Source organism: Erythrobacter sp. KY5, from assembly GCF_003264115.1.
GTDB lineage: Bacteria > Pseudomonadota > Alphaproteobacteria > Sphingomonadales > Sphingomonadaceae > Erythrobacter.
In genome coordinates this window covers 2,366,170-2,388,059 of sequence record NZ_CP021912.1, presented here as the reverse complement: position 1 = coordinate 2,388,059, position 21,890 = coordinate 2,366,170, and the positions used below count along the sequence as shown (strand labels likewise).

Here is a 21,890-nt window from a genome sequence, read left to right as displayed (position 1 = left end):
CGCGGACGCAACAGAACAAGACGTGAGCGCACATATAGAAGCGGAGTATCTTCACGGACGCCACAAATCGGGCTGGTCTTACATTTACAGCAACCAGAATAGTCGAAGGCACCCGCAGCTTGTAACTATCGGACTAAATCCAGGCGGGGGTCGCGGTGATTTTGATTGGGGCGATGACAAGCGCCTTATTTACAAAGACACCGATAGGACTGTGAACGCCTATCTGGATCAACCTTGGGGTGACAACAGCCAGTTCACACCCCTGCAAATTCAGATACAGGCGATGAAATCGCGTCATTTCAGAGACGTCAAGCCGGACCACATGCTAAGTTTTCAGTTGGTCCCTTTCAGAAGTCCGAGTTGGGATGAGCTTGCCCATGACCAGCGCATGAGAGCGACGGAGGTCGGCTTTGGGCTGCTCGACTGGACTCTTGCCAACCTGACGACATCATCAACAGTTGTGGCATTCGGATTGGGCCAGTTCGAACAAAGGTTGGTCGGTTGGTTCCGAGGCACTGACCCGCGCACGTTTGAAGTTGGGTGGGGGCATGTCACAGCGACAGCTTGGGCAACGCCATTCGCCGCTAAACTCATTTTTCTGCCTCACTTAAGTCGATATCGAATTTTTGGCCGTCCGGAATTCACACAGGAGAGCAAAATCTTTGGCTGAGGACAGTTTCGAAAGCTTCGACGGCACGCGCCTCGCGATCCACCGAGCGGGTGAGGGGCCTCCGGTTGTGCTTCTGCACGGCCTGTTCTCCAGCGCCTTCATGAACTGGACCAAGTGGGGCCATCACACGCGGCTTGCCGATGCCGGGTTTGAAGCGATCATGATGGATTTTCGCGTTCACGGCGACAGCGATGCGCCGCATGATCCGGCCTGTTATCCCAAAGGCGTGCTGGTGCGCGATGCGGCGGCGCTGGTGGAGCATTTGGGGCTGGAGCCGGGCGGGTTCGACCTTGTCGGCTTTTCGCTTGGCGCGAGGACCGCGATCCATGCGGTTGCGCACGGGATTCTCGAGCCGCGCAAGCTGGCGATCTGCGGTATGGGCGTGGCGGGTCTGGCCGAATGGGAGCGGCGCGCGGCTCACTTCAAACGGGTGATCGACGAGTTTGACACGATCAAGCCGGGCGATCCGGCCTACACCGCGCGCACTTTCCTCAAGTCGCAGGGGGTCGACCGGGTTGCAGCGCGCCTGCTGCTGGACGCGATGGACGATTTCGACCTCGCTCGCCTCGCGAACATCACCATGCCCACCGGCGTAATCTGCGGGGATGAGGATGGTGACAACGGCTCTGCAGAAGAGCTGACCGCGATGCTTCCCAATGCGACCTATTACGAGGTTCCGGGTAACCATCTCAACTCGGTGACCAAGCCCGAGCTTGGCGAGGCTCTGGTGGAGTTCCTCTCCGCATGACCGTTTCCAGGCGCGCATTCCTGATCTGGTGGATCGGCGGGCTCGTCGCTTTCGGGATCGTTATCTGGCTGAGCAGCGGGATCACAGGGGGCGATGTCACACTTGGCATCCTCGATCATCAGGCGGCTGGAAGTGCGGCGCGCGTCGATGAGATACAACAGCAATGGCTCGCGGGAGGCGTACTGGACCTCGCTCGGATCGCCATGATCGGCGATCTTGTCTTCATCGGCATTTACGGCATCGGCTGTGTGCTGGCGGGCTATTATTACCGCTCGCGCTCGCAGATCGTGCTCAAGGCTTTCGGCCTGACTGCCCTTGTCGCAGGCGTGCTGTTTCTCGCCACCGATTATGGCGAGACCATTGCGCAGTTCATCCAGCTGATGGAATTGCAAGGCGACGACGATCTGGCCGGATTTGCCGCGACGTTGCGCCTGGTAAAGGTGTTTGCGTTTATAGCGGCGACATTGGCCGTAATCGGCGCGCTTCTGGCGGAACGCCTTTCGTCGAGAGCATCTTGATAATCGCCTCAAAGCCGCGCAATCACGCTGGCCTGAGGACATTGACTGGAAAAGACTAGAGAAGAGGGTCACTCCACCATGAAATTCACCAAACTTTCGCTCAAGGCTTCGGCCGCTGCACTGGCCGTATCGCTGGCCGCTACTTCGGTCCCCGCAATGGCAGAGGCGCATCAGGACAGCGCCGAAATGCAGGACGCTGGCACTCAGTTTCCGCTGACGCCTGAAGGCGCGGCGCAATTTGTCGCCAGCGTCGAGGATGAGATGCGCGCGTTCTCTCAGCCATACGCGCACGTCTCTTGGCTGAACGCCACGTATATCAACCACGATTCCAACGCGCTCGCATCGCAATACGGGGCGCAGCTGACCACGATGAGTGTGGGTTTCGCGAACGAAGCGGCGAAATATGCCGCCGTCGAAGGACTCGATCCCGAAGTTGAGCGCAAGCTTGGTATGCTGCGCTATTCGATCGGTCTTCCGGCCCCGGCGCGCGATGGCGCGGCAGAGGAGCTTTCTGACATCGCCACCCGCCTTCGCGCGGCTTACGGGGCAGGTCGCGGGACGTTGAATGGCGAGGAAATCGGCGGTTCTGATATCGAGGCCGAAATGGGCAATCTCGACCGCTCGCCAGAGGAACTCGCCGAAATGTGGGCCAGCTGGCACGACAATGTCGGCGCTCCGATGCGCGAGGATTACGCGCAATATGTGAGCCTCGCCAATGAAGGCGCTGCGGAGCTCGGCTTTAACGACCTGGGCACGATGTGGCGGTCGGGCTATGACATGAGCCCCGAGGAATTCGCCGCCGAGACAGAGCGTATGTGGCAGGAAGTGAAGCCGCTTTACGTCGCGCTTCACACCTATGTCCGCCGCAAGTTGAACGAGCATTACGGCGATGACGTTCAGCCCGCGACCGGCCCGATCCGCGCAGACCTGCTCGGCAATATGTGGGCGCAGGAATGGGGCAATATCTATCCGCTTGTAGCGCCGGAGGGTGCTGGAGATATCGGATATGACCTCACCGACCTGATCGTCGAAAAAGACCTCGATGCGGTTGAGATGACCCGCGTGGGTGAGCAGTTCTTCTCCTCATTGGGTTTCGAACCGCTGCCCCAGACATTCTGGGAGCGCAGCCAGTTCACCAAGCCTGCCGACCGCGAAGTCGTTTGCCATGCTTCTGCGTGGAACCTCGACAATGTCGATGATCTGCGGATCAAGATGTGCATCAAGCAGAACGCGGACGACTTCATCACGATCCACCACGAGCTTGGCCACAACTACTATCAGCGCGCCTATAACGAGAAGGACTTCCTGTACCTGACCGGCGCGAATGACGGTTTCCACGAGGCGATTGGCGACATGATCGCGCTTTCGATCACGCCCGAATATCTGGTTCAGATCGACATGCTCGATGCCGATCAGGTGCCGAGCGCCGACAAGGATATCGGCCTGTTGCTGCGACAGGCGATGGACAAGGTCGCGTTCCTGCCCTTCGGTCTTCTGATCGACCGTTATCGCTGGAGCCTGTTCGACGGCAGCGTTGCACCTGAGGACTACAACAAAGCGTGGACCGATATCCGCCTCGAATATCAGGGCATCACCCCGCCGGTTGAGCGTCCTGCCGACGGTTTCGATCCGGGCGCGAAGTACCACGTTCCGGGCAATGTCAGCTACACGCGCTACTTCCTTGCGCGCCTGCTTCAGTTCCAGTTCTTCAAGGCAGCCTGCGATCAGGCCGGTTGGGAAGGGCCGCTTCACCGCTGCTCGTTCTACGGCAATGAAGAAGTGGGTCAGAACCTCAACGCCATGCTCGAACTCGGCGCAAGCGTTCCGTGGCCCGACGCGCTCGAAGCGTTCACCGGAGAGCGTCAGATGAACGGCACGGCCATGGTCGAGTACTTCGCACCGCTCATGGCGTGGCTCGAAGAGCAGAACGAGGGGCAGGAAGAAGGCTGGTGAAATACGCAGCCGCTTTCGCAGCAATAGCGCCGCTTCTGGCCTCCTGTGCTTGGGCGCAGGAGCCGGAGGCGAGCGCACCGGTCGCATCCGATGTCACCGGCACCTTGTTTGTGGCGCAAAAGCGCGGCAACACGATCACCAAGGTCGATCTTGCCAGCGGTGAGGAAGTCCTGCGCAACGACAGCTGCACCAACCCGCACGAGCTAGCGACCTCACCCGATGGTCGGCATGTCGCTCTCGCCTGCTATGGCGGAACGACGATCGACATTTTCGACACGGACACGCTTGAGCGCACGCACAGCATTGAGCTTGGCGAGAACGCGCGCCCGCATGGCATCGTCTGGCATGAGAACGGCCACATCTACTCGACCGCCGAAGGGCGTCAGTCGATCTTCTGGATCCGCAGCCCGCTCAGCCAGATGCCCGACTTGTTCGAATATGCGACTGGCAAGCAGGGCAGTCACATGCTTGTCGTCGCTCCCGATGCGCGCACCGCGTGGACGACCGATCTGGGATCGCGCACAGTCACGCGGGTGGACCTGCTGACCCGCCGCGCCCCGCTTTCGGTGACAGTGGGTGAGGAACCGGAAGGGATCGCCTTGACCCCCGACGGCGAAACGCTGTGGGTTTCGGCGCGTGGGTCGAACGAAGCCTTTGCTCTCGATCCGGAGAGTATGGAGGTCCGCAGCACGATCGCAACGGGGGCGTTTCCGCTTCGGCTCGCGATACGGCCTCAGGGCGATGTAGCGGTCACATCGGACCTGATGGATAGCGGTCTGTCGGTGATCGACCTCGATACAGCGCAGGTCACACGGCAGATATCCGTTGATGACGCTGCGAACGCGCAGCAACGCTTTCAGGTGACAATCCTGTGGTCCGAAGATGGCGAGCGGGTGTACGTCGCTGAAACGGCAAGCAATACCGTTGCCGAGGTCGATTACGCGACCGGCGAAGTCTTGCGCCGGCTGCCCGGCGGCGAGGGCGGGGACGGGCTCGCGATCCTGCCGTGACCGGAAAAACGCCTCGCAAATTGCTGCCTGCGGTAGGTTGGCGAGAGCTGGTCGACCTGCCTGATATCGGCCTCACCGGAATTCCGGCGAAGATCGACACAGGCGCGCGCACGTCGTCGCTCCATGCCCGAGTGATCGAGCAGTTCGAGCGCGACGGTAAACCCTTCGTGCGCTTTGCCGTAGACTGGGACGATATCGCTCACGAGGGCGTGGCGGTTCAGGTTGACAGGAGGGGCATAACAAGCTCGAATGGCGAAACGCAGTACAGGTTCGTAATCAAGACTCCGTTGCGCATCGGTGAAGTCGAATTTCGCGCTGAATTCAGTCTTGCCGACCGTTCGGACATGAAGTTTCCGATGCTGATCGGGCGGACGGCCCTGCGACGACGCTTTGTAGTCGATAGCGGACATTCGTGGCTGCAATCGCCCACTCGCCCTGATAATTAGACACGCCCACGCCTTTCCAAGGAACACCCCCTTTATGAAAATTGCCATGCTGGCTCGCAATCCGAATCTCTATTCGCACAAACGTCTGAAAGAGGCAGCAGAGCAACGGGGTCACGAACTCGATATCCTAAACACCACGCGCTGCACCGTGAACATTGCCAGCCATCGGCCCACGCTGACCTATAATGGTGAGACGCTGGCAGGCTATGACGCAGTGATCCCGCGCATCGGGGCATCGATCACCAATTATGGTCTGGCGGTGTTGCGGCAGTTCGAGATGGCCGGGGTGTGGCCGCTCAACGAAAGCGTTGCGATCGGACGCAGCCGCGACAAGCTGCGCTCCATGCAGATCCTCGCCAAATACGGTCTCGGTCTGCCTCTCACCGCCTATGCCAACGATCCAAAGGCGGCAGAAGAAATCATCAAGGCGGTCAAAGGTCCGCCGGTTGTCATCAAGCTGCTCGAAGGTACGCAAGGCATCGGCGTCGTGCTTGCGGAAACCATGTCGAGCGCAAAGTCGGTGATCGAGGCGTTTCGCGGTGCGAACGTCAACATTCTGGTGCAGGAATTCATCAAGGAAGCGGGCGGCACCGACATTCGCGCGCTGGTTGTCGGCGGCAAGGTCGTCGCAGCGATGAAGCGAACCGGCGCGGCAGACGATTTCCGCTCCAACCTTCACCGCGGCGGAAGCGCTGAGGTCATCAAAATCACGCCCGAGGAACGCTCGACCGCCGTTCGGGCAGCAAAGCACATGGGGCTGCATGTGTGCGGTGTCGACATGCTGCGTTCGAACCACGGGCCCGTTATCATGGAGGTGAACTCGTCTCCGGGTCTTGAAGGCATCGAGACCGCCACAGGCAAGGATGTGGCCGGGCAGATCATCGACTTTATCCAGACCAATGCCAAGGTCGGCGCGACCAAGACCAAGGGCAGGGGCTAATTCGCGACAGCTCCCGAAGAAGTGGACGGTGGCCCTTTGCGCAGAAGCGCAAACTGGCTATCCAGCCGACATGATTATTCGCTCGCTTATCTCGACTTCGATTGCCGCGCTGGCGCTTGGCGGCGCTGTTTCAACGCCGGCAGCGGCGCAGCAGGCACCGGCCCAGCAGCAGGCACCCGCCCAGCAGCAGGCGCAATCGGCGCGGCCCGACTGGGTTGGTCGTTTCGACGACCAGCTGATGGGGATGCTTCTTCAGGATCTGCGTGCAACGTGGACGGTTGAGCAGTCTTCGGAAGGGGTTTTGACCTATCGGGCGAGCGCCGAGGGCGGGATCAACTTCGTTCTCGTGCCCCGGTCGTGTGAAGACCAGAATGGCTGCGTGGGTCTGGTGGTCATCGCCCTGTTCAACGACGTCAATGTGAACAGCGCTGCGCGGCTCGATGCGTTCATCAATGCCTTCAACGACCGGCAGCCCACGGCCAAGGTCATGCGCGATCCACAAGGCATGGTTGCGCTGCAGGCATATATCAACGCCGCCAACGGGATAACTTATCGCAATCTGCTCGCTCAGATGGTCGTGTTCGGTCAGAATATCACCACGCTGAGCCGCGAGCTGATCGCTCTCGAAAACGGCTAGGCCGAGGGCGGGCCGACCCCGAGCCCTTCGGTGAAGGTGCTGGTCGAGTGCTCCAGCTCCCTCACCGTCTGGGCCAATCCTGCGGCGGCGCGCTCCAACTGGTCGGATAGCTCGCTTGCAGCGCTGGCTCGTTTTGCGAGCGTTCTGGTTCTCTCTACCATCTGGTCTGCCTCGCCAGCGGCGCGCCTTGCGAATTGTTCGATCGTATCGGCCGATTGGGTCTGGTTGTCGACGCCGTGAAGGATGGCGGTGGCGGTCTTTCCGAGTTCGGAGACGGCTGCGTCAATTCCTGCGAAACTGCGTTCGGCGCTCAGTGTGCCATCGCGCACGCCCTGAAGGAATGAGTCGATCTGTGTCGCGGCTTCGCTCGCCTGCGAGGCGAGGGCTTTCACCTCCTGCGCAACGATGCTGAACCCGCGGCCCGATTGGCCTGCCGAGGCAGCTTCAATCGCTGCATTCAGAGAGAGCAGGTCGGTACGCTCAGCAATGCGCACGATTGCGCGGGTCGCCTCCCCGATTGTGCGAGACTGGTCCGCAAGCGAACCGATCGCCTGACCTCCGCTTTCCGAACGATTGTTGGCCTCGATTGAAAGGTCGCTTTGCTTGCGAACAAGAGCCGAGATTTCGCTGATGGCCATAGACAGCTCTGCAAGGCCTGCTGCAACGACATTGGCAGCGCGGCTCGCCCCTTCGGCGCAACTCGCCACGTTCGTCGCTTCCTCGCCAGCTTCCTGGGCAATGGTTTTCAAGTGACGCGCGCTGCTCTCCAGCATGGTCACGGTGCCTGCTACCGAATGGGTGACGGCGCTGATGGATTGTTCGAAATCAGTCGCGATCCGCTGATTTGTCCGGCGGTGCGAGGCGCCAAGCTGCTCGTATTTGTGAGTATTCGCCTTGCGCTCCTCCTCCAGTCGGTCGTGCGCAGCGGACAATTTGCTTCGCAACCCATCCACTTGCGCGGTGTGATCTTTTGCCTCCAACTCAAGACTGGCGATCCGTTCAATCGTCATTGTGAGGCGTGACGTGACCCAGCCCAAAAGGCCTGCTGTCAGGATAAAGCCCGCAATGTGAAGGGCAATTGCGAGAACACCACCAGCGCCTGCGAACGCTGTTTGAGGGCTCACAAAAGCGAGCGTCAGATGGTGAAAAGCGCCCAAAGCGCTCGCCGCCAGCACCGCGCGCGTATCGCACAGGGGTACTAGCAGTCCCAGTGCGAGCAAGACGAAGAGATGCGTGTCGAGCTGCCATATGCTGTTCTGCGTGGCGTAGACGAGCAATGCGGGCTGCAAAGCGGCAACCAGCCCCATCAGCACGCGCACCGTTTCATCCGTGCGTGCCTTGACCGTCGCCCATATCGGTATCAGGGCCACCAAGGCGCTGGCGATGGCTGCGTTGCGGGCATGTTCGCCGTGCACAACCGCCATTAGCGCAAGAGCCATGAGCACACCTGCGCTGGCAATTGCTATCAGCAATACGCCTTTGCGGCGTAGTCCCTCGATGATTTCGGACGCGGTTTCCTCGCCGGGTGAATGAGACCGTTTCGGCGGGGGCACCCGACCTTGCACCGCGTCCCTTGCCAGAAGCTCGAAGACGCTGGCGGGTTCACCCGAGCCCGTGGCGGCCGGCAAGTCAGGCATGGCAAGCGCGCTCATCTCCGGAAGCGCGTTCATGGGGTCACTCCCGCTTTCGCAGGACCGCAGCCCGGTGCGGTCGCATTGATGGCGAGGACGCCGTGGCTTCTCAGGACCTCCAAGAAGCCGGGTGTCCCCCCCTGAACGATCAAGGAGCCTTCGAGTGTGCCATGTGCGAGCAGCAGCGTCTCGGGTGCCTTGATCAATTGCGGAAGCCTGCGAGCGGCCTCGGCATTCAATGGCACCAGAGCAACGGGATCGCCACTACGCGGCAGGGCGACAAAGGCCAGCGCTGTCACACAGAGCGCGATCACAAGGACCGCAATTAGGGCTTGCTCGAACCGACCGTTTCCATGCGAAGAATGAACAGGCATGGCCGGGGATATCGCCAATTTTGGTTAGCGCATCTTCCCCGGTTCACCACGTATATGACCGCAGCGGAATGACCCTTAGGGGCTTTACCGGAAGGGCGGTTCGTTGAACGCGCGCAGCTTGCGACTGTGCAGGCGGTCGCCCTCGTCGCGGAGCCGTGCCGCCGCTTCAAGGCCGATCTGCAGGTGCGCGGCAATAGCTTCCTCGTAGAACTTGTTCGCCTGTCCCGGCAGCTTGATCTCGCCATGCAGCGGCTTGTCCGACACGCACAGAAGCGTGCCGTAAGGGACGCGGAAGCGGTAACCCTGCGCTGCAATCGTCGCGCTTTCCATTTCGACCGCGATAGCGCGGCTTTGCGAGAAGCGCTTGGCGCTCGATGCGTAGTGCAATTCCCAGTTGCGATCGTCGGTGGTGACGACCGTCCCTGTGCGCATACGCTCCTTGATGTTGGCGCCCTGAACGCCCGAAACCGCTTCTGCCGCCCCTGCGAGCGCCAGCTGGACTTCGGCAATCGGCGGGATCGGAATTTCAGGCGGCAGCACGTTGTCGAGCACGTGATCGTCGCGCAGATATGCGTGAGCCAGTACGAAATCGCCGATCTTCTGACTGGAGCGAACACCGCCGCAGTGGCCAATCATCATCCATGCGTGCGGGCGAAGCACGGCGAGGTGGTCGCAAATCGTCTTCGCGTTGGAGGGGCCGACGCCGATATTGACCAGCGTGATCCCTTTGCCGTCCTCGCGAATGAGGTGATAGGCTGGCATCTGGTGCTTGCGCCATGCCGTGTCGTTAAGCTGACCTTGCGCGTTGTCGGTGCGCTGCGAGATATCGAGACCGGCCGCGCCTTTCAGCGCGACGTAGCCGCTGCCATCGTCGTTGTCGCAGATCTGCTGCGCGCCCCAGTTCACGAATTCATCGACATAGCGATGGTAGTTCGTGAACAGGATGAAATCCTGAAAATCCTCGACCTTGGTGCCGGTATAGTGGGCGAGACGGGCGAGCGAATAATCGGTGCGCAGACCATCGAACAGCGATAGCGGCATATCAGCATTGTCATCGAACTCGATCCCGTCGGCCAGCTCGTCACCGATCAGCGAGAGGTCGGTCGATGGAAAATACTGAGCTATTTCATAGGGCGGGGTGCCCTGCATCGCAGCGCCCGCATCACCGTCTAGCACATAAGGAAAGGGAATTTCCTGACGCGAGCGGCTGACGGTCAGGTCAATTTCGTATTCCGCTGAAATCAGTTCCAGCTGTTCGGCAAGGTAAGGGCCGAACAGATCGGGCCGGGTGATCGTCGTGGTGTATGTCCCGGGCAATTCCAGCCGGCCAAATGCGCGGCTGCGATCCTGGGGATCGCCCACACCTGAATAATGCAAGGTCAGCTGAGGATAGGCGTAGCTTCCATCTTCGCGCTTTCGCTGCGGAGGGATGGTGCCGTTCTGGCCAAAAGCGATAACGTCGGCGCGAAGGGTGGCGACGGCGTCGTCAAAGTGCTGTTGCAGTTGTTTCAGGATAGTGGGGATTGGGGTCATTCAAATGTCCTCGTTGTTGTTCTTGTCTCTTAATTTAGGACCTTTGCAGGCCTTTTACAAAAAGGGCGCGAAGGTCATCGTGACCCTCGCGCCCTTTTTCGCTCGAAGAGAGAAAGCGCTTAGGCTTCGTCTTCGGCCTTGTGGTCCGTCGCTTCGATCAGAGCTTCGGTTTCGGTCACGTCTTCCGGCTTGGAGACACCGTCTTCGAAAAGCTCCTCGGGGATTTCACCCGGTTCCAGGCCAGCGTTGTCGATGCGCGTATCGGCAGCAGCTTCTTCGATCTCGCGCTGCTCTTCTTCGAACAGCTGGGCAAGAACGTCGACGCCCTGCGACTGAAGCTCAGCTTCGTCGTCCGAACGGGCGACGTTTGCCTTGACGATCACGTGCACCTCAGGGTGGAGGGCGACGGTTACGTCATGCATGCCGATGGTCTTGATGGGTGCGCCCATGATGACCTGCTTTTTGTCGATGTCGTGACCCTTCTCAGTAAGGCCAGCGACCATGTCGCGAACGTTGACCGAACCGTAAAGCTGACCGGCGTTGGAAGCGGCACGGATGAGGATAACCTCTGCACCTGCAACCTTTTCGCCAAGCTTTTCAGCTTCGCTGCGCTTTTCGGCGTTCTCTTGTTCAAGACGCTCACGGTTGGCTTCGAACACGGCCTTGTTGGCTTCGTTCGCGCGCAGGGCTTTCTTCTGCGGGAGAAGGAAGTTGCGGGCATAGCCATCCTTGACGGTGACGACATCGCCGATCGTGCCGAGCTTCTCGATACGTTCGAGGAGAATGATATCCATGTCTCTTGTCTCCTCTACTTCACGATGTACGGCAGCAGGCCGATGTGACGCGCGCGCTTGATGGCTTTGGCCAGCTCACGCTGCTTCTTTGCAGAAACGGCGGTGATGCGCGAAGGCACGATCTTGCCACGCTCGGACATGAAGCCCTGAAGCAGGCGCACGTCCTTGTAATCGATCTTGGGGGCGTCCTTGCCGCTGAACGGGCAGGACTTGCGGCGGCGGAAAAACGGGCGGGCCATCAGTCGCGCTCCTCACGGTCTGAACGGCGCTTCTTGTCGCGCTCGTTCTTGCGCATCATTACGCTGGGACCTTCTTCGTGCTCTTCGACACGGATGGTCATGTAGCGGATGACGTCTTCATTGATACGGGTCTGGCGCTCGAGCTCGGCGACGACCGAACCCGGTGCGTCAATGTTGAGCATGACGAAATGCGCCTTGCGGTTGCGGTCGATCTTGTAGGCGAGGGACTTGAGGCCCCAGGTTTCGGTCTTTGTGACCTTGCCTTCGTTCGCTTCGACGATTTCGGTCGCCGTGGCCGCCAGCGCGTCAACCTGGGCCTGTGAAAGGTCCTGACGCGCGAGGAAGATATGCTCGTAAAGAGCCATCTCGCGTTCCTTCAATTGCAATGCCGATCGCTGGCTTGTCCGCACCATTGCGGGGCCCCTCCGGCTTTCTTTAACGCCGCCTCCCGGAAGAAGCGGTTGCGCGCACATAACGGTTTTCGCCGGTAATGCAAGTCTTGTGCGCCGGGAACAGCGGGGCCAAGCGGCAGTTGGGGTAGGCATAGATAAAGGGGAACATGAATGCCATCAGGTCTGGTCGCTTTGCTCGACGACGTCGCGGTTATTGCGCGCGCTGCGGCTGCTTCAGCCGACGACATCACGGTCGCAGCCAGCAAGGCAGGCTCCAAGACCGCAGGAGTGGTGATCGACGATGCGGCGGTAACGCCAAGCTACGTCACGGGACTGTCGCCCGCGCGTGAATTGCCGATCATCTGGAAGATCACCAAGGGCAGCCTGTTCAACAAGCTGATCATCCTGCTTCCGGGCGCGATCCTGTTGTCTGAATTTCTGCCATGGCTCATCATCTACATCCTGATGTTGGGCGGCGCTTTCCTTTGTTACGAAGGCGCTGAAAAGGTGATGGAGAAGCTCGGCGGCGACAAGCACGGCAAGACCGTCGAGGACGTGATCGAGGACCCGGTCGAATTCGAAAAGCAGCGCGTGGCAGGCGCGGTGCGCACCGACCTTATTCTCTCCGCCGAAATCATGGCGATTGTTCTCAACGAGCTCGATTTGCCGACCTGGTGGGAACGCGGGCTGGCGCTTGGACTGGTTGCGGTGGCGGTGACCGTAGTGGTTTACGGTGCCGTCGCGATTATCGTGAAGCTGGACGATATCGGGCTTTCGCTCACCAGATCGGACAGCGCCGCGACTCGCAGTTTCGGTGAAGGGCTTGTCGCTTTTGTGCCAAACCTGCTCATCGCGCTTTCGTTTATCGGAACCATCGCGATGCTGTGGGTTGGTGGCGGGATTATCATCCACGGTACGCACGAGATCGGCTTCGACCTGTTCTACGACATTGCACATGGCGCAGAATATGCGGCAGCCGGCGCGCTGTCCGCGATGTCCGGCGTGGCCGGATGGGTCACATATGCCGCGGTTTCGGCAGTATTCGGACTGGCTCTGGGTTTCGTGATCGCGATCGTGCTGCACAAGGTTATCGGGTACGAGGGCGCTCACTGATGGCCGGCGGACTGACGCTTTACACCTGTGCCGGTTCGAGGGGTCTTCGCGCCACGTGGGCGGCAGAGGAGGCGGGGGTCGATCTGGACCTCAAGGTCCTGCCATTCCCGCCGCGCCACCTCGCGCCGGAATATCTCGACATCAATCCGCTCGGCACGGTTCCGATGCTGGTGGATGGCGACGCGCAGATGACCGAGAGCTGTGCCATTGCACACTATCTGGCGGTGACGAGCGGTTCGAGCGATCTCGTGATCGCACCGGGCGAAGCGGACTATGCCGAATATCTCGACTACACCTACCACGCCGATGCAACGATCACCTTCCCGCAGACGGTCTATATGCGCTTCGCCATCTTCGAGAAGGCGAAAGGGTGGGGCGATGCCGGCCTCGCCTACGCCAAGTGGTTCGAGAAGCGTCTGGTCAAGGTCGAGCGCAGGCTGGAGGGGCGCGACTATCTGTGCGCGGATCGCTTTACGGTGGCCGACATATGCGTTGGCTATGCGCTGGTCCTTGCAGGCAAGGTCGGGCTAGACGAGCGCGTGCCGGAAAGCCTCAAGACCTATCGCGAGAGATTGACGGCGAGACCCGCCTATCAGCGCGCGGTGGCGCGTGAAGAGGAAGGGCTGAAAGCGATATCGGCCTGATCAGTCTTCGGAAGGCGGGGCGAGCTGCGTCCCGCATTTTCCGCAAGTCTTTTTCGGCCACGGAACCGCGAACATGCCGCGAAAGAACAGGTTCTTGCCGCAGGTCGGGCAATTGTAGCTGAGCATTCGTCGGTTGGCGAATACGAGGCCGACAATTGCGATACCGAATGCGATGCTAGAATGGCCGAAATTTCGCTCGACCAGCATCACGAAAAGCACTGAAAGCACAAGCGCACCGGCCATGAACCATGCGTGCTGGCGCGCTTGTAGGTAGATGCTGTTCATGCGATCCGCTCGAACACGCTGCGCGCAAAGGCGCTGAGCGTGTCGTCGCGTGCGCCCATGATGACGATGCGGTCGCCGGGCTTGGCGAGTTCGACAATCCGGTCGCCGCAGGCTTCGCGTTTGGCAACATGCTCCGCCGTGCCGCCACGCTCTTCAATCAACGCGACGATCCGTTCGGTCCCTTCGCTGCGGTCGACCGTGCCGCCGAAATAGACCGGGTCGCACATGATAGTGATGTCGTCGGCGCCAAGTTCGGTCGCGAAGGTCTCGGCGAGTTCGTGTCGCATCTGCTTGAGCGGTCCGTAACCGTGCGGCTGGAAGAACGCGATCACGCGCCCCCCGGTCGCCTTGAGCGTGCGCAGGGTGGCCGCGCATTTCTCGGGATTGTGACCGAAATCGTCGATCACCGTTATGCCAGAGGCGTTCGTCCCGACCACGTCGAAACGCCTCGCAAGGCCTGCGAAATCCTTGAGCACGTAGACAGCCGAACGCACCTCTATCCCCGATGCGCTCGCCGCAGCGATGGCTGCGAGCGCGTTTGACAGGTTGTGGAGGCCCGGCATCGGCAGGATCAGGGGAAAAACCTCGCGCGTGCGATTGTCGATCACGGCCGCCCTGATGCCCAATGCGTCCTGTTCGATCGATTCCGGTTCTACCGTGATATCCGCGCTCTGGTCGTTCACAGCGAAGCTCACCACGTCCTTTGCGCGCTCAGCCAGGAAACGGGCTTCCTCGTTGTCGAAATTGACCACGGCCCGGTCGGACACCGCGACATAATCGCCGAAAAGCTGGCGCAGTTCCTCGATGCTCTTGTGGTCGAGACTGACGTTCAGAAGCACCCCGACGCTGGGCCGATAAAGCGCGATTGATCCGTCGCTTTCGTCGACTTCGCTGACAAAGCTCCTGCCCGACCCCATCCGTGCCGAGGCGAAGGGATTGGAGGCATCGGCAAAGTTCTTCATCACCGCGCCGTTCATGACCGTGGGGTCGCGCCCGGCTTCGGCCATGATCCACGCGATCATTCCGGTGACGGTCGATTTGCCCGAAGTGCCGCCGACAGCGACCGAATGCTCGGCACGGTTGAACAGGTTGGAGAGCAACTCAGCACGGCTCATCCGCTCACAGCCAAGCTCTTTGGCACGGCGGACCTCGGGCACGGTGTCCTCTACTGCGGCAGAAGCGATCAGGATCTGCGCAGGCGATGTGATGCCGCTCCCGTCCTGCGGGAACAGGGTGAAACCATTGTCAGCGAGCCAAGCGAACTTTTCGGGCGTGCGGCCCTGATCGTACGAACGGTCGGAGCCAGCGACTTCGAGGCCAAGCCCATGCGCAATCTGCGCAAGCGGGAGCATGCCCGATCCACCGATCCCACAGAAAAACAGGGGGTGCGCATCCGGCGCATCAGCGTCGAGTAATTGGGGGTCGCGATCCATGATGGTTATGGTTATGGGCTTGCAAGGTGACTGACAAGCGCCATAGGCTCAGCCCATGACGAATATCGCCATTTGCGCGCCCGCAACGCCGATCACCCGCGACCACGCCGATGCATTGAGGCAACTGGTCGCAGATGAATTTCCCGGTGTGCGGGTTACATTCCACGAACAATGCTTCGCCGAGCAAGGCCACTTTGCAGGCGATGACCTCATGCGGCTCACCGCGCTGCTTGATTGCGCGAATGATCCCCAGTTCGACGCCGTGTGGTTTGCCAAGGGTGGCTACGGCTCCAACCGCATCGCCGAAGCCGCCGTCGCTCAAATGAATGCGAGCGCGCGGCAAAAGACCTATGTGGGCTTTTCCGACTGCGGCTACCTGCTCGGCGCGCTGTACAAGGCGGGGATCGGTCAGTGCGCGCACGGCTCGATGCCGGTCAGCGCCCGCTCCGAAACGGGGCGCGAGGCGGTTCGGCGGGTCTTGCGCTGGTTTGGCGGGGACAATTCCGGGCTGGAGCCGAGCCTGGACGGGGTCACACCCGCAGCCGCCTTCAATCTCATCACGCTGGCCATGCTCGCAAAGACGCCTGCCATGCCTGACCTCACCGGCCACGTCGTCATGGTCGAGGAGGTCGCAGAACACCTCTACGCCATCGACCGCATGTTCTTCGCACTTGCTGGCAGCCTGCCGAGGATTGCCGGGATCAGGCTGGGGGCAGTCACCGCCGTGCCCGAAAACTACGTCGATTTCGGGCAGAGCGAGGAAGAAATCGCGAAATACTGGTGCGACCGAATGGGCGTGCCTTACCTTGGCCGCGCCGAGATCGGACATACGGCTGCCAACAGGGTTGTGCCCTTCGGACTTGCGGGTCCAGCGTCGGCTGGCTAGCGGCGCGGGACAAACAAGGGATAATCACAATGATTGCATTCGTTTTTCCGGGCCAGGGTAGCCAGAAGGTTGGCATGGGCACCGATCTCGCCGCTGCAAGCGCTGCCGCGCGAGCGGTTTTCGAAGAGGTCGATGATGCGCTGGGCATGAAGCTATCGGCGATCATGCGCGACGGGCCGGAAGATCAGCTGACCCTCACCGAAAACGCACAGCCTGCGATCATGGCCAACGCGATTGCGACCCTGCGCGTGCTTGAGAACGAATTCGGCGTGAAGCTTACAGAAACCGGCTCCTGCGTCGCGGGGCACTCGCTCGGCGAATACAGCGCGCTTTGCGGTGTCGGGGCTTTCGATCTTGCTACCACTGCACGCCTGTTAAAACTGCGCGGAAGCGCGATGCAGGAAGCCGTGCCCGTGGGTGAGGGCGGGATGGCCGCTTTGCTCGGCGCAGACGTCGAGAAGGCCGCTGCGCTTGCCGCCGCCGCATCGGAACAGGACGTGTGCGAAGTCGCGAACGACAACGATCCAACGCAGGTCGTGATCTCCGGCCACAAGAGCGCCATCGACCGCGCCATCGCGATGGCCAAGGACCACGGCATCAAGCGCGGCATCGCGCTGCCGGTTTCCGCACCGTTCCACTGTTCGCTGATGCAGCCCGCTGCCGACCGCATGGCGCAAGCGCTCGCCGAGACGCCTCCGGGTGCGCTCGCGCTTCCAGTTTACGCCAATGTCACTGCGGCCAAGGTTTCGGACCCGGAGGAAGAGCGCGCACTTCTGGTCGAGCAGGTCACAGGCCGAGTGCGCTGGCGTGAAAGCGTCATCGCCATGCGCGCCGACGGGGTCGAACGCTTCGTCGAACTGGGCGGCAAGGTGCTTGGTCCCATGATCGGCCGCATCGACAAGGAAGCGGCGACTGACAGCCTGATCACGATGGAAGACCTGGAGGGGTTCGCCAAGACGCTTTGAGCACGCCGGAATTCACCATCCACTGGATCACCCGGGAAAACGCGCATCTGCTCACGCGCGTCGCGCCTGGCACATTCGACCATGACATCGATCCGGACCGGCTCGCTCGGTATCTTGCAGGGCCTGCCAACTGGATGGCGGTCGCGGTTCAAGATGGGCAGGTGGTGGGCATGCTCATGGCGGTCATCCACGACCATCCCGACAAACCGACCGAACTGTTCCTTGACGAGATCGGCACAGGCGACGATTGGCGACGGAAAGGCATTGCGCGCGCCTTGATCGAAAAGCTGTTCGAACGCGCCGATGCTGAAGGCATTGAAGAGATTTGGTTGGGTACTGAAATCGATAACGTGCCCGCGCGCGGCCTTTATGAAAGCTTTGGCCACACGCGTGAGGATGCGGTGATTTACTACCTCAACCGGTGAGGAGAGAGATATGTTTAGGCTTGATGGAATGAATGCGCTGGTCACCGGCGCAAGCGGCGGCATCGGTTCGGCAATTGCGATTGCGCTGGCAAAGCAGGGCGCGCGGGTGGCGCTGTCCGGCTCGAACGGCCAGAAGCTGCGCGCCTTTCGCGAGCAGCTACACGAAGAGCATGGCGGCGAGCACGTCGAGATCACCTGCGATCTGTCGAACACCGAACAGGTCGAGGAACTGATCCCCGCAACGCTCGATACGCTGGGCGGGATCGACATCCTTGTGAACAATGCAGGCATCACGCGCGATGGCCTTGCCATGCGGATGAAGGACGATGACTGGGACCAGGTCATCTCGGTCAACCTCGAAGCGGCGTTTCGCCTGATGCGCGCCAGCGCTCGGCCCATGATGAAGGCGCGCTTTGGCCGTATCATCAACATCACCAGCGTCGTCGGCCACACGGGCAATCCGGGTCAGATGAATTATTGCGCTGCCAAGGCAGGCCTGACCGGCATGACCAAAAGCTTCGCTCAGGAAGTCGCAAGCCGCGGCATCACCGCCAACTGCGTCGCCCCCGGTTTCATCCGCACCGCGATGACCACCGCTCTCGACGAAAAGCAGACCGAGACGATCAATGCGCGCATCCCGATGGGCAAAATGGGCGCAGGCGATGATATCGGCGCAGCGGTGAGCTTCCTTGCAAGCCGCGAGGCTGGATACATTACGGGCGAGACACTGCACGTGAACGGCGGAATGGCGATGGTGGGATAAGGATTTGCCCCCTTATCCCCAAGCGAATCTGCACTCGCACAGCGACAAACTTGCCCGTGGTGACAGCCGCGCTAAGGTTTTCCGGACCAAGGGCGCTTTCGGGAGCGATTCCGCATCCGTGGGGGCCGCACACAAAACAACGATAGGTTGAAAGCTGATGAAGGCTACGATCGAACGCGCGACGCTCCTGCGTTGTCTCTCTCATGTTCAGTCGGTTGTCGAACGCCGCAACACCATTCCGATCCTGTCTAACGTCCTGATCGACGCGAGCGACGGCGGAAGCGTGAGGGTGATGGCGACTGACCTCGACCTGCAAGTGGTCGAGACGATGAGCGCATCCTCGGTCGAAAGCCCCGGCGCGATCACGGTGTCGGCGCATCTCCTGTTCGACATCGCTCGCAAGCTTCCCGACGGATCGCAGGTCAGCCTCGAGACGGCCGAGAACCGGATGGAGGTCAAGGCCGGGCGTGCGCGGTTCAAGCTGCCGACACTGCCGCGCGACGATTTCCCGGTAATTGTCGAAGGCGATCTTCCGACCAGCTTCGAAATCCCCGCGCGCACTCTGGCGCAGATGATCGACGCAACCCGCTTTGCGATCTCGACCGAAGAGACGCGCTACTACCTCAACGGCATCTTCCTGCACGTCACCGACGAGGATGAGCCCGTGCTCAAGGCGGCGGCCACCGACGGTCACCGCCTCGCGCGCTTCACGCTGGCGCGTCCTGACGGGGCGGAGGGCATGCCGGACGTGATCGTGCCGCGAAAAGCAGTCGCGGAACTGCGCAAGCTGCTCGAAGAGGCGCTCGACGGTTCTGTCCAGGTGGACCTGTCGGCCTCCAAGATCCGCTTCACGCTTAGCGGTGAGGGCGGCGTGGTCCTGACCAGCAAGCTGATCGATGGGACATTCCCCGATTACAGCCGCGTCATTCCCACGGGGAACGACAAGCTGCTGCGGGTCGATCCCAAGCTGTTTTTCGAAGGCGTCGACCGCGTGGCGACCATCGCCACGGAAAAGACCCGCGCGGTCAAGATGGGGCTTGATGCGGACAAGGTCACTCTTTCGGTCACGTCGCCCGATAACGGCAACGCTGCCGAAGAGCTGATGGCCGATTACAAGAGCGATGGGTTCGAAATCGGCTTCAACGCGAATTATCTCAAGGACATCCTCGGCCAGTTCGATTCGGAAGAGATCGAGCTTCACCTTGCGGACGCGGGCGCTCCGACCCTGATCCGTGAAAGCGATAGCAGCCCGGCGCTTTACGTTCTCATGCCGATGCGCGTGTGATGAGGGTTCTGGGGGGAATCTTTGCAGGATCGGGATTGCTGATACTGGCGAGCGCTAGCTTCGCGCAGAGCGCAGGTGAAAACACCGCCTTCACGCCCGAAGACGATCTCGATTGTGCCATGTATGTCGGTGCGCTGATGGCCGAATCCCAGGCAGAGATGACGCCAGAGAGCCGAGCGGCTCTAACCAGCGCCTTCACCTATTTCACCGGACGATACGAGGCGCTGCGCGGTACGGGCCTGACCGAGGCGTTCACCGCGCGCTACCCCGCCTATGCCGCGTCCGACCCGCAACAGATCGCGCAAACCTGTTCGGTCCGCATGCGCGCTTTTGGAGCGAGACTTGAACGGGCAGGGCGGGCCATGGCCGAAATGATGCCGAGCGAAGCCGACGCTGCGCCCGCTGACGGCCAGCCTGCCGGATAGTCGCGCGATGGGCGATTTGTCGCCGCCCGACGTTCGCATTTTCGGGACGGTGATCTCCACCTACACACGGATCGTCGAGATTACGTGCGAGGAGGCAGGGCTTTCGCACGAAACAATCGCAACCGCCGCGCAGTCTCCGCAAAACCGCCACCCATTCGGCAAGGTGCCGGTTGTCGAGGTGGACGGGCTGGAACTGATAGAAAGCGTCGCAATCTCGCACTATCTCGACAACGTCCACAATGCTGGCGCGCTTCAGCCAAGCGATCCGGCAAAGCGTGCGGTGATGGACAGATGGATCGCGCTGGCAAACAATTATCTCTTCCCGATCTTCGAGAACGGTCTCGTCATGCCGTGGATCATGCACCGGGTGGGCGGCTTTCCTCTGGACGAGGATACGATCCAGCGCGCGCTTCCCGCTGTCAGCCGCGCGCTCGGCTTTATCGAAGGTGAATTGAGCAAAGACGGTGCCTGGACATCGCTCGGGTTTACGCTCGCAGATGTCTTCCTTTACCCGATTGTGCGGTCGGTACAGCTCACCCCGCAAGGCAAGGCCGGGATTGTGCAATGCGACCGGCTGCACGGCTGGCTCGCCTCGTGCGAAAAACGCCCCTCGATCGTCGCTACACGGTGGGAAAGCGAAGTTTGATCGGTTAAGGCTTCCTCGTAAAGAGGAGACACCGACGCATGACCCTTAATCAAATCCAGGCCCGAAAAGACGCGCTGACCGATGCCGAGAATGTCGCGATCCAGCCCGGCGATCTTGCCGAAGGTGCGATCCGGCTAGAGGTTGAGAGCTTTTCGGTCACGGCGAACAACATCACCTACGCGGTCGTGGGTGACGGGTTCGGGTACTGGAATTTCTTCCCGCCTGCGGGAGCAGATGCCGATGGCAAGGGGATCGTCCCGATGTGGGGGCACGCCAAGGTGATCGAAAGCAATTCCGACGAGATCGACGTTGGCGAAAGGGTCTATGGCTACCTCCCCATGGCAACGCATCTCGATGTCATCCCGGGCAAGGTCTCAGACAGCAGTTTTATGGACATGGCCGAGCATCGCCAGCCCATGAGCCCGATCTACAACCAGTATTCGCGCCTCGCCGCCGACCCCGAGCACGATCCGGCCCGCGAGGCGGAGCGCATGATCTACGGTCCTCTGTTCAAGACCGGATTCCTGATCGAATACTTCATGCGCAAGGAAGGCTGGTTCGATGCGACCGAGGTGATCATGACCAGCGCTTCTTCGAAAACGGCCATGGGCCTCGCCAGCGTCGCCAAGCAGAATTCGCCCGACATCAAGCGCATTGGCCTTACCTCGGAAGCGAATGTCGAATTCGTCGAGGAAACCGGACTTTACGATGATGTCTACACCTACGCGGAGATCGGGACGCTCTCGCTCAATGATTGCGTGACGGTAGACTTTGCCGGCAATGCAGAGGTTCTTGGCAAGCTGCACGAACACTTCAACGCCATGCTCAAATATTCATGCCTCGTCGGTGCAACTCACATAGAGGCGCGGTCGAGCTTCAATCAGGATGGCGAGCTTCCCGGGCCAAAGCCGACCTTGTTCTTTGCGCCCGACCATGCGGTCGCGTTCTTCAAGGAGCATGGCCCTGTCGAAGGCGGCAAGCTTGTCGCTGCAACGTGGCACGCATTTCTCGACTCGGTCGAGGGAGAAGTGGAGATCGTCAAGCTCAAGGGCCTCGACGCTGCGCGGGAAACCTTTCTCGAAATGGTCGGTGGAAGCGTTGATCCGGCAAAGGGGATCGTGATCGAACCGTAGGG

At 60.7% G+C, this 21,890-nt stretch carries 26 protein-coding genes; 18 read left to right on the top strand and 8 right to left on the bottom strand.

Features of this window, described 5'->3' with window-relative positions:
- Positions 1 to 22 precede the first annotated feature (22 nt).
- The 8 genes from CD351_RS11305 to CD351_RS11270 all read left to right on the top strand — a co-directional run bounded on the left by CD351_RS11305 (position 23) and on the right by CD351_RS11270 (position 6,922).
- Positions 23 to 670 (top strand): hypothetical protein, encoded by a 648-nt coding sequence (locus CD351_RS11305; protein ID WP_162627704.1) that lies wholly within the window; start codon positions 23 to 25, stop codon positions 668 to 670.
- Positions 663 to 1,418 (top strand): alpha/beta fold hydrolase, encoded by a 756-nt coding sequence (locus CD351_RS11300; protein ID WP_111992738.1) that lies wholly within the window; start codon positions 663 to 665, stop codon positions 1,416 to 1,418. Before CD351_RS11305 ends, CD351_RS11300 begins: the two co-directional genes overlap by 8 nt.
- Positions 1,415 to 1,936 (top strand): hypothetical protein, encoded by a 522-nt coding sequence (locus CD351_RS11295; protein ID WP_111992737.1) that lies wholly within the window; start codon positions 1,415 to 1,417, stop codon positions 1,934 to 1,936. The genes CD351_RS11300 and CD351_RS11295 overlap by 4 nt, the downstream gene beginning before the upstream one ends.
- 78 nt (positions 1,937 to 2,014) lie before the next feature.
- Entirely contained in the window at positions 2,015 to 3,889 is a 1,875-nt protein-coding gene (locus CD351_RS11290) for a M2 family metallopeptidase (protein WP_111992736.1), read from the top strand.
- Positions 3,886 to 4,899 carry a YncE family protein gene (locus tag CD351_RS11285; RefSeq protein ID WP_111992735.1) on the top strand — a complete coding sequence of 338 codons (1,014 nt, stop codon included), beginning with the start codon at positions 3,886 to 3,888 and terminating at the stop codon, positions 4,897 to 4,899. Before CD351_RS11290 ends, CD351_RS11285 begins: the two co-directional genes overlap by 4 nt.
- Positions 4,896 to 5,345, top strand: coding sequence for a RimK/LysX family protein (locus CD351_RS11280; protein WP_111992734.1), 450 nt, complete (start codon positions 4,896 to 4,898; stop codon positions 5,343 to 5,345). Before CD351_RS11285 ends, CD351_RS11280 begins: the two co-directional genes overlap by 4 nt.
- Before the next feature lie 34 nt (positions 5,346 to 5,379).
- Positions 5,380 to 6,285: a 30S ribosomal protein S6--L-glutamate ligase gene (rimK, locus tag CD351_RS11275; protein ID WP_111992733.1), complete on the top strand. Its 906-nt coding sequence runs from the start codon at positions 5,380 to 5,382 to the stop codon at positions 6,283 to 6,285.
- A gap of 28 nt (positions 6,286 to 6,313) precedes the next feature.
- On the top strand, positions 6,314 to 6,922 hold the full coding sequence (locus tag CD351_RS11270) for a YbjN domain-containing protein (protein ID WP_162627703.1): 609 nt from the start codon (positions 6,314 to 6,316) through the stop codon (positions 6,920 to 6,922).
- On the opposite strand, the gene CD351_RS11265 is transcribed toward CD351_RS11270, so the two are convergent.
- The 6 genes from CD351_RS11265 to rpsF form a co-directional block, all read right to left on the bottom strand.
- On the bottom strand, positions 6,919 to 8,592 hold the full coding sequence (locus CD351_RS11265; protein WP_111992731.1) for a methyl-accepting chemotaxis protein: 1,674 nt from the start codon (positions 8,590 to 8,592) through the stop codon (positions 6,919 to 6,921). The two genes, CD351_RS11270 and CD351_RS11265, sit on opposite strands and share 4 nt — an antisense overlap.
- Positions 8,589 to 8,852 carry a hypothetical protein gene (locus CD351_RS11260; protein WP_162627702.1) on the bottom strand — a complete coding sequence of 88 codons (264 nt, stop codon included), beginning with the start codon at positions 8,850 to 8,852 and terminating at the stop codon, positions 8,589 to 8,591. Before CD351_RS11260 ends, CD351_RS11265 begins: the two co-directional genes overlap by 4 nt.
- 159 nt (positions 8,853 to 9,011) lie before the next feature.
- Entirely contained in the window at positions 9,012 to 10,460 is a 1,449-nt protein-coding gene (locus CD351_RS11255) for an AMP nucleosidase (RefSeq protein ID WP_111992729.1), read from the bottom strand.
- A 119-nt stretch (positions 10,461 to 10,579) separates the two neighbouring features.
- The gene (gene rplI, locus CD351_RS11250) at positions 10,580 to 11,254 is read right to left on the bottom strand and encodes a 50S ribosomal protein L9 (RefSeq protein ID WP_111992728.1); all 675 of its coding nucleotides are present in this window, start codon (positions 11,252 to 11,254) and stop codon (positions 10,580 to 10,582) included.
- A 14-nt stretch (positions 11,255 to 11,268) separates the two neighbouring features.
- On the bottom strand, positions 11,269 to 11,493 hold the full coding sequence (gene rpsR, locus CD351_RS11245; RefSeq protein WP_007164455.1) for a 30S ribosomal protein S18: 225 nt from the start codon (positions 11,491 to 11,493) through the stop codon (positions 11,269 to 11,271).
- Positions 11,493 to 11,858: a 30S ribosomal protein S6 gene (gene rpsF / locus CD351_RS11240; RefSeq protein ID WP_111993725.1), complete on the bottom strand. Its 366-nt coding sequence runs from the start codon at positions 11,856 to 11,858 to the stop codon at positions 11,493 to 11,495. The genes rpsR and rpsF overlap by 1 nt, the downstream gene beginning before the upstream one ends.
- Before the next feature lie 198 nt (positions 11,859 to 12,056).
- Between rpsF and CD351_RS11235 the strand changes: the two genes are divergently transcribed.
- The gene (locus CD351_RS11235) at positions 12,057 to 12,998 is read left to right on the top strand and encodes a DUF808 domain-containing protein (RefSeq protein ID WP_111992727.1); all 942 of its coding nucleotides are present in this window, start codon (positions 12,057 to 12,059) and stop codon (positions 12,996 to 12,998) included.
- Positions 12,998 to 13,642 (top strand): glutathione S-transferase family protein, encoded by a 645-nt coding sequence (locus CD351_RS11230; RefSeq protein ID WP_111992726.1) that lies wholly within the window; start codon positions 12,998 to 13,000, stop codon positions 13,640 to 13,642. Before CD351_RS11235 ends, CD351_RS11230 begins: the two co-directional genes overlap by 1 nt.
- Here CD351_RS11230 and CD351_RS11225 read toward each other — a convergent pair whose 3' ends face one another.
- The gene (locus CD351_RS11225; protein ID WP_111992725.1) at positions 13,643 to 13,927 is read right to left on the bottom strand and encodes a hypothetical protein; all 285 of its coding nucleotides are present in this window, start codon (positions 13,925 to 13,927) and stop codon (positions 13,643 to 13,645) included.
- Complete coding sequence (locus tag CD351_RS11220) at positions 13,924 to 15,360, bottom strand: Mur ligase family protein (protein ID WP_111992724.1); 1,437 nt, start codon at positions 15,358 to 15,360, stop codon at positions 13,924 to 13,926. The genes CD351_RS11225 and CD351_RS11220 overlap by 4 nt, the downstream gene beginning before the upstream one ends.
- Positions 15,361 to 15,415: 55 nt before the next feature.
- On the opposite strand from CD351_RS11220, the gene CD351_RS11215 reads away from it, so the two are divergent.
- The 8 genes from CD351_RS11215 (at position 15,416) to CD351_RS11180 (ending at position 21,888) form a co-directional block, all read left to right on the top strand.
- Positions 15,416 to 16,246: an LD-carboxypeptidase gene (locus CD351_RS11215; RefSeq protein ID WP_111992723.1), complete on the top strand. Its 831-nt coding sequence runs from the start codon at positions 15,416 to 15,418 to the stop codon at positions 16,244 to 16,246.
- A gap of 29 nt (positions 16,247 to 16,275) precedes the next feature.
- The gene (fabD, locus tag CD351_RS11210; RefSeq protein WP_111992722.1) at positions 16,276 to 17,211 is read left to right on the top strand and encodes an ACP S-malonyltransferase; all 936 of its coding nucleotides are present in this window, start codon (positions 16,276 to 16,278) and stop codon (positions 17,209 to 17,211) included.
- Positions 17,208 to 17,636, top strand: coding sequence for a GNAT family N-acetyltransferase (locus tag CD351_RS11205; RefSeq protein WP_199797870.1), 429 nt, complete (start codon positions 17,208 to 17,210; stop codon positions 17,634 to 17,636). Before fabD ends, CD351_RS11205 begins: the two co-directional genes overlap by 4 nt.
- A gap of 10 nt (positions 17,637 to 17,646) precedes the next feature.
- The gene (gene fabG, locus CD351_RS11200) at positions 17,647 to 18,399 is read left to right on the top strand and encodes a 3-oxoacyl-[acyl-carrier-protein] reductase (protein ID WP_111992721.1); all 753 of its coding nucleotides are present in this window, start codon (positions 17,647 to 17,649) and stop codon (positions 18,397 to 18,399) included.
- A 157-nt stretch (positions 18,400 to 18,556) separates the two neighbouring features.
- Positions 18,557 to 19,684, top strand: coding sequence for a DNA polymerase III subunit beta (dnaN, locus tag CD351_RS11195; RefSeq protein WP_111992720.1), 1,128 nt, complete (start codon positions 18,557 to 18,559; stop codon positions 19,682 to 19,684).
- Complete coding sequence (locus CD351_RS11190; protein ID WP_111992719.1) at positions 19,684 to 20,109, top strand: hypothetical protein; 426 nt, start codon at positions 19,684 to 19,686, stop codon at positions 20,107 to 20,109. Before dnaN ends, CD351_RS11190 begins: the two co-directional genes overlap by 1 nt.
- Positions 20,110 to 20,116: 7 nt before the next feature.
- Complete coding sequence (locus CD351_RS11185) at positions 20,117 to 20,755, top strand: glutathione S-transferase family protein (RefSeq protein WP_111992718.1); 639 nt, start codon at positions 20,117 to 20,119, stop codon at positions 20,753 to 20,755.
- A gap of 38 nt (positions 20,756 to 20,793) precedes the next feature.
- Positions 20,794 to 21,888: a DUF2855 family protein gene (locus CD351_RS11180; RefSeq protein ID WP_111992717.1), complete on the top strand. Its 1,095-nt coding sequence runs from the start codon at positions 20,794 to 20,796 to the stop codon at positions 21,886 to 21,888.
- Positions 21,889 to 21,890: the final 2 nt, after the last annotated feature.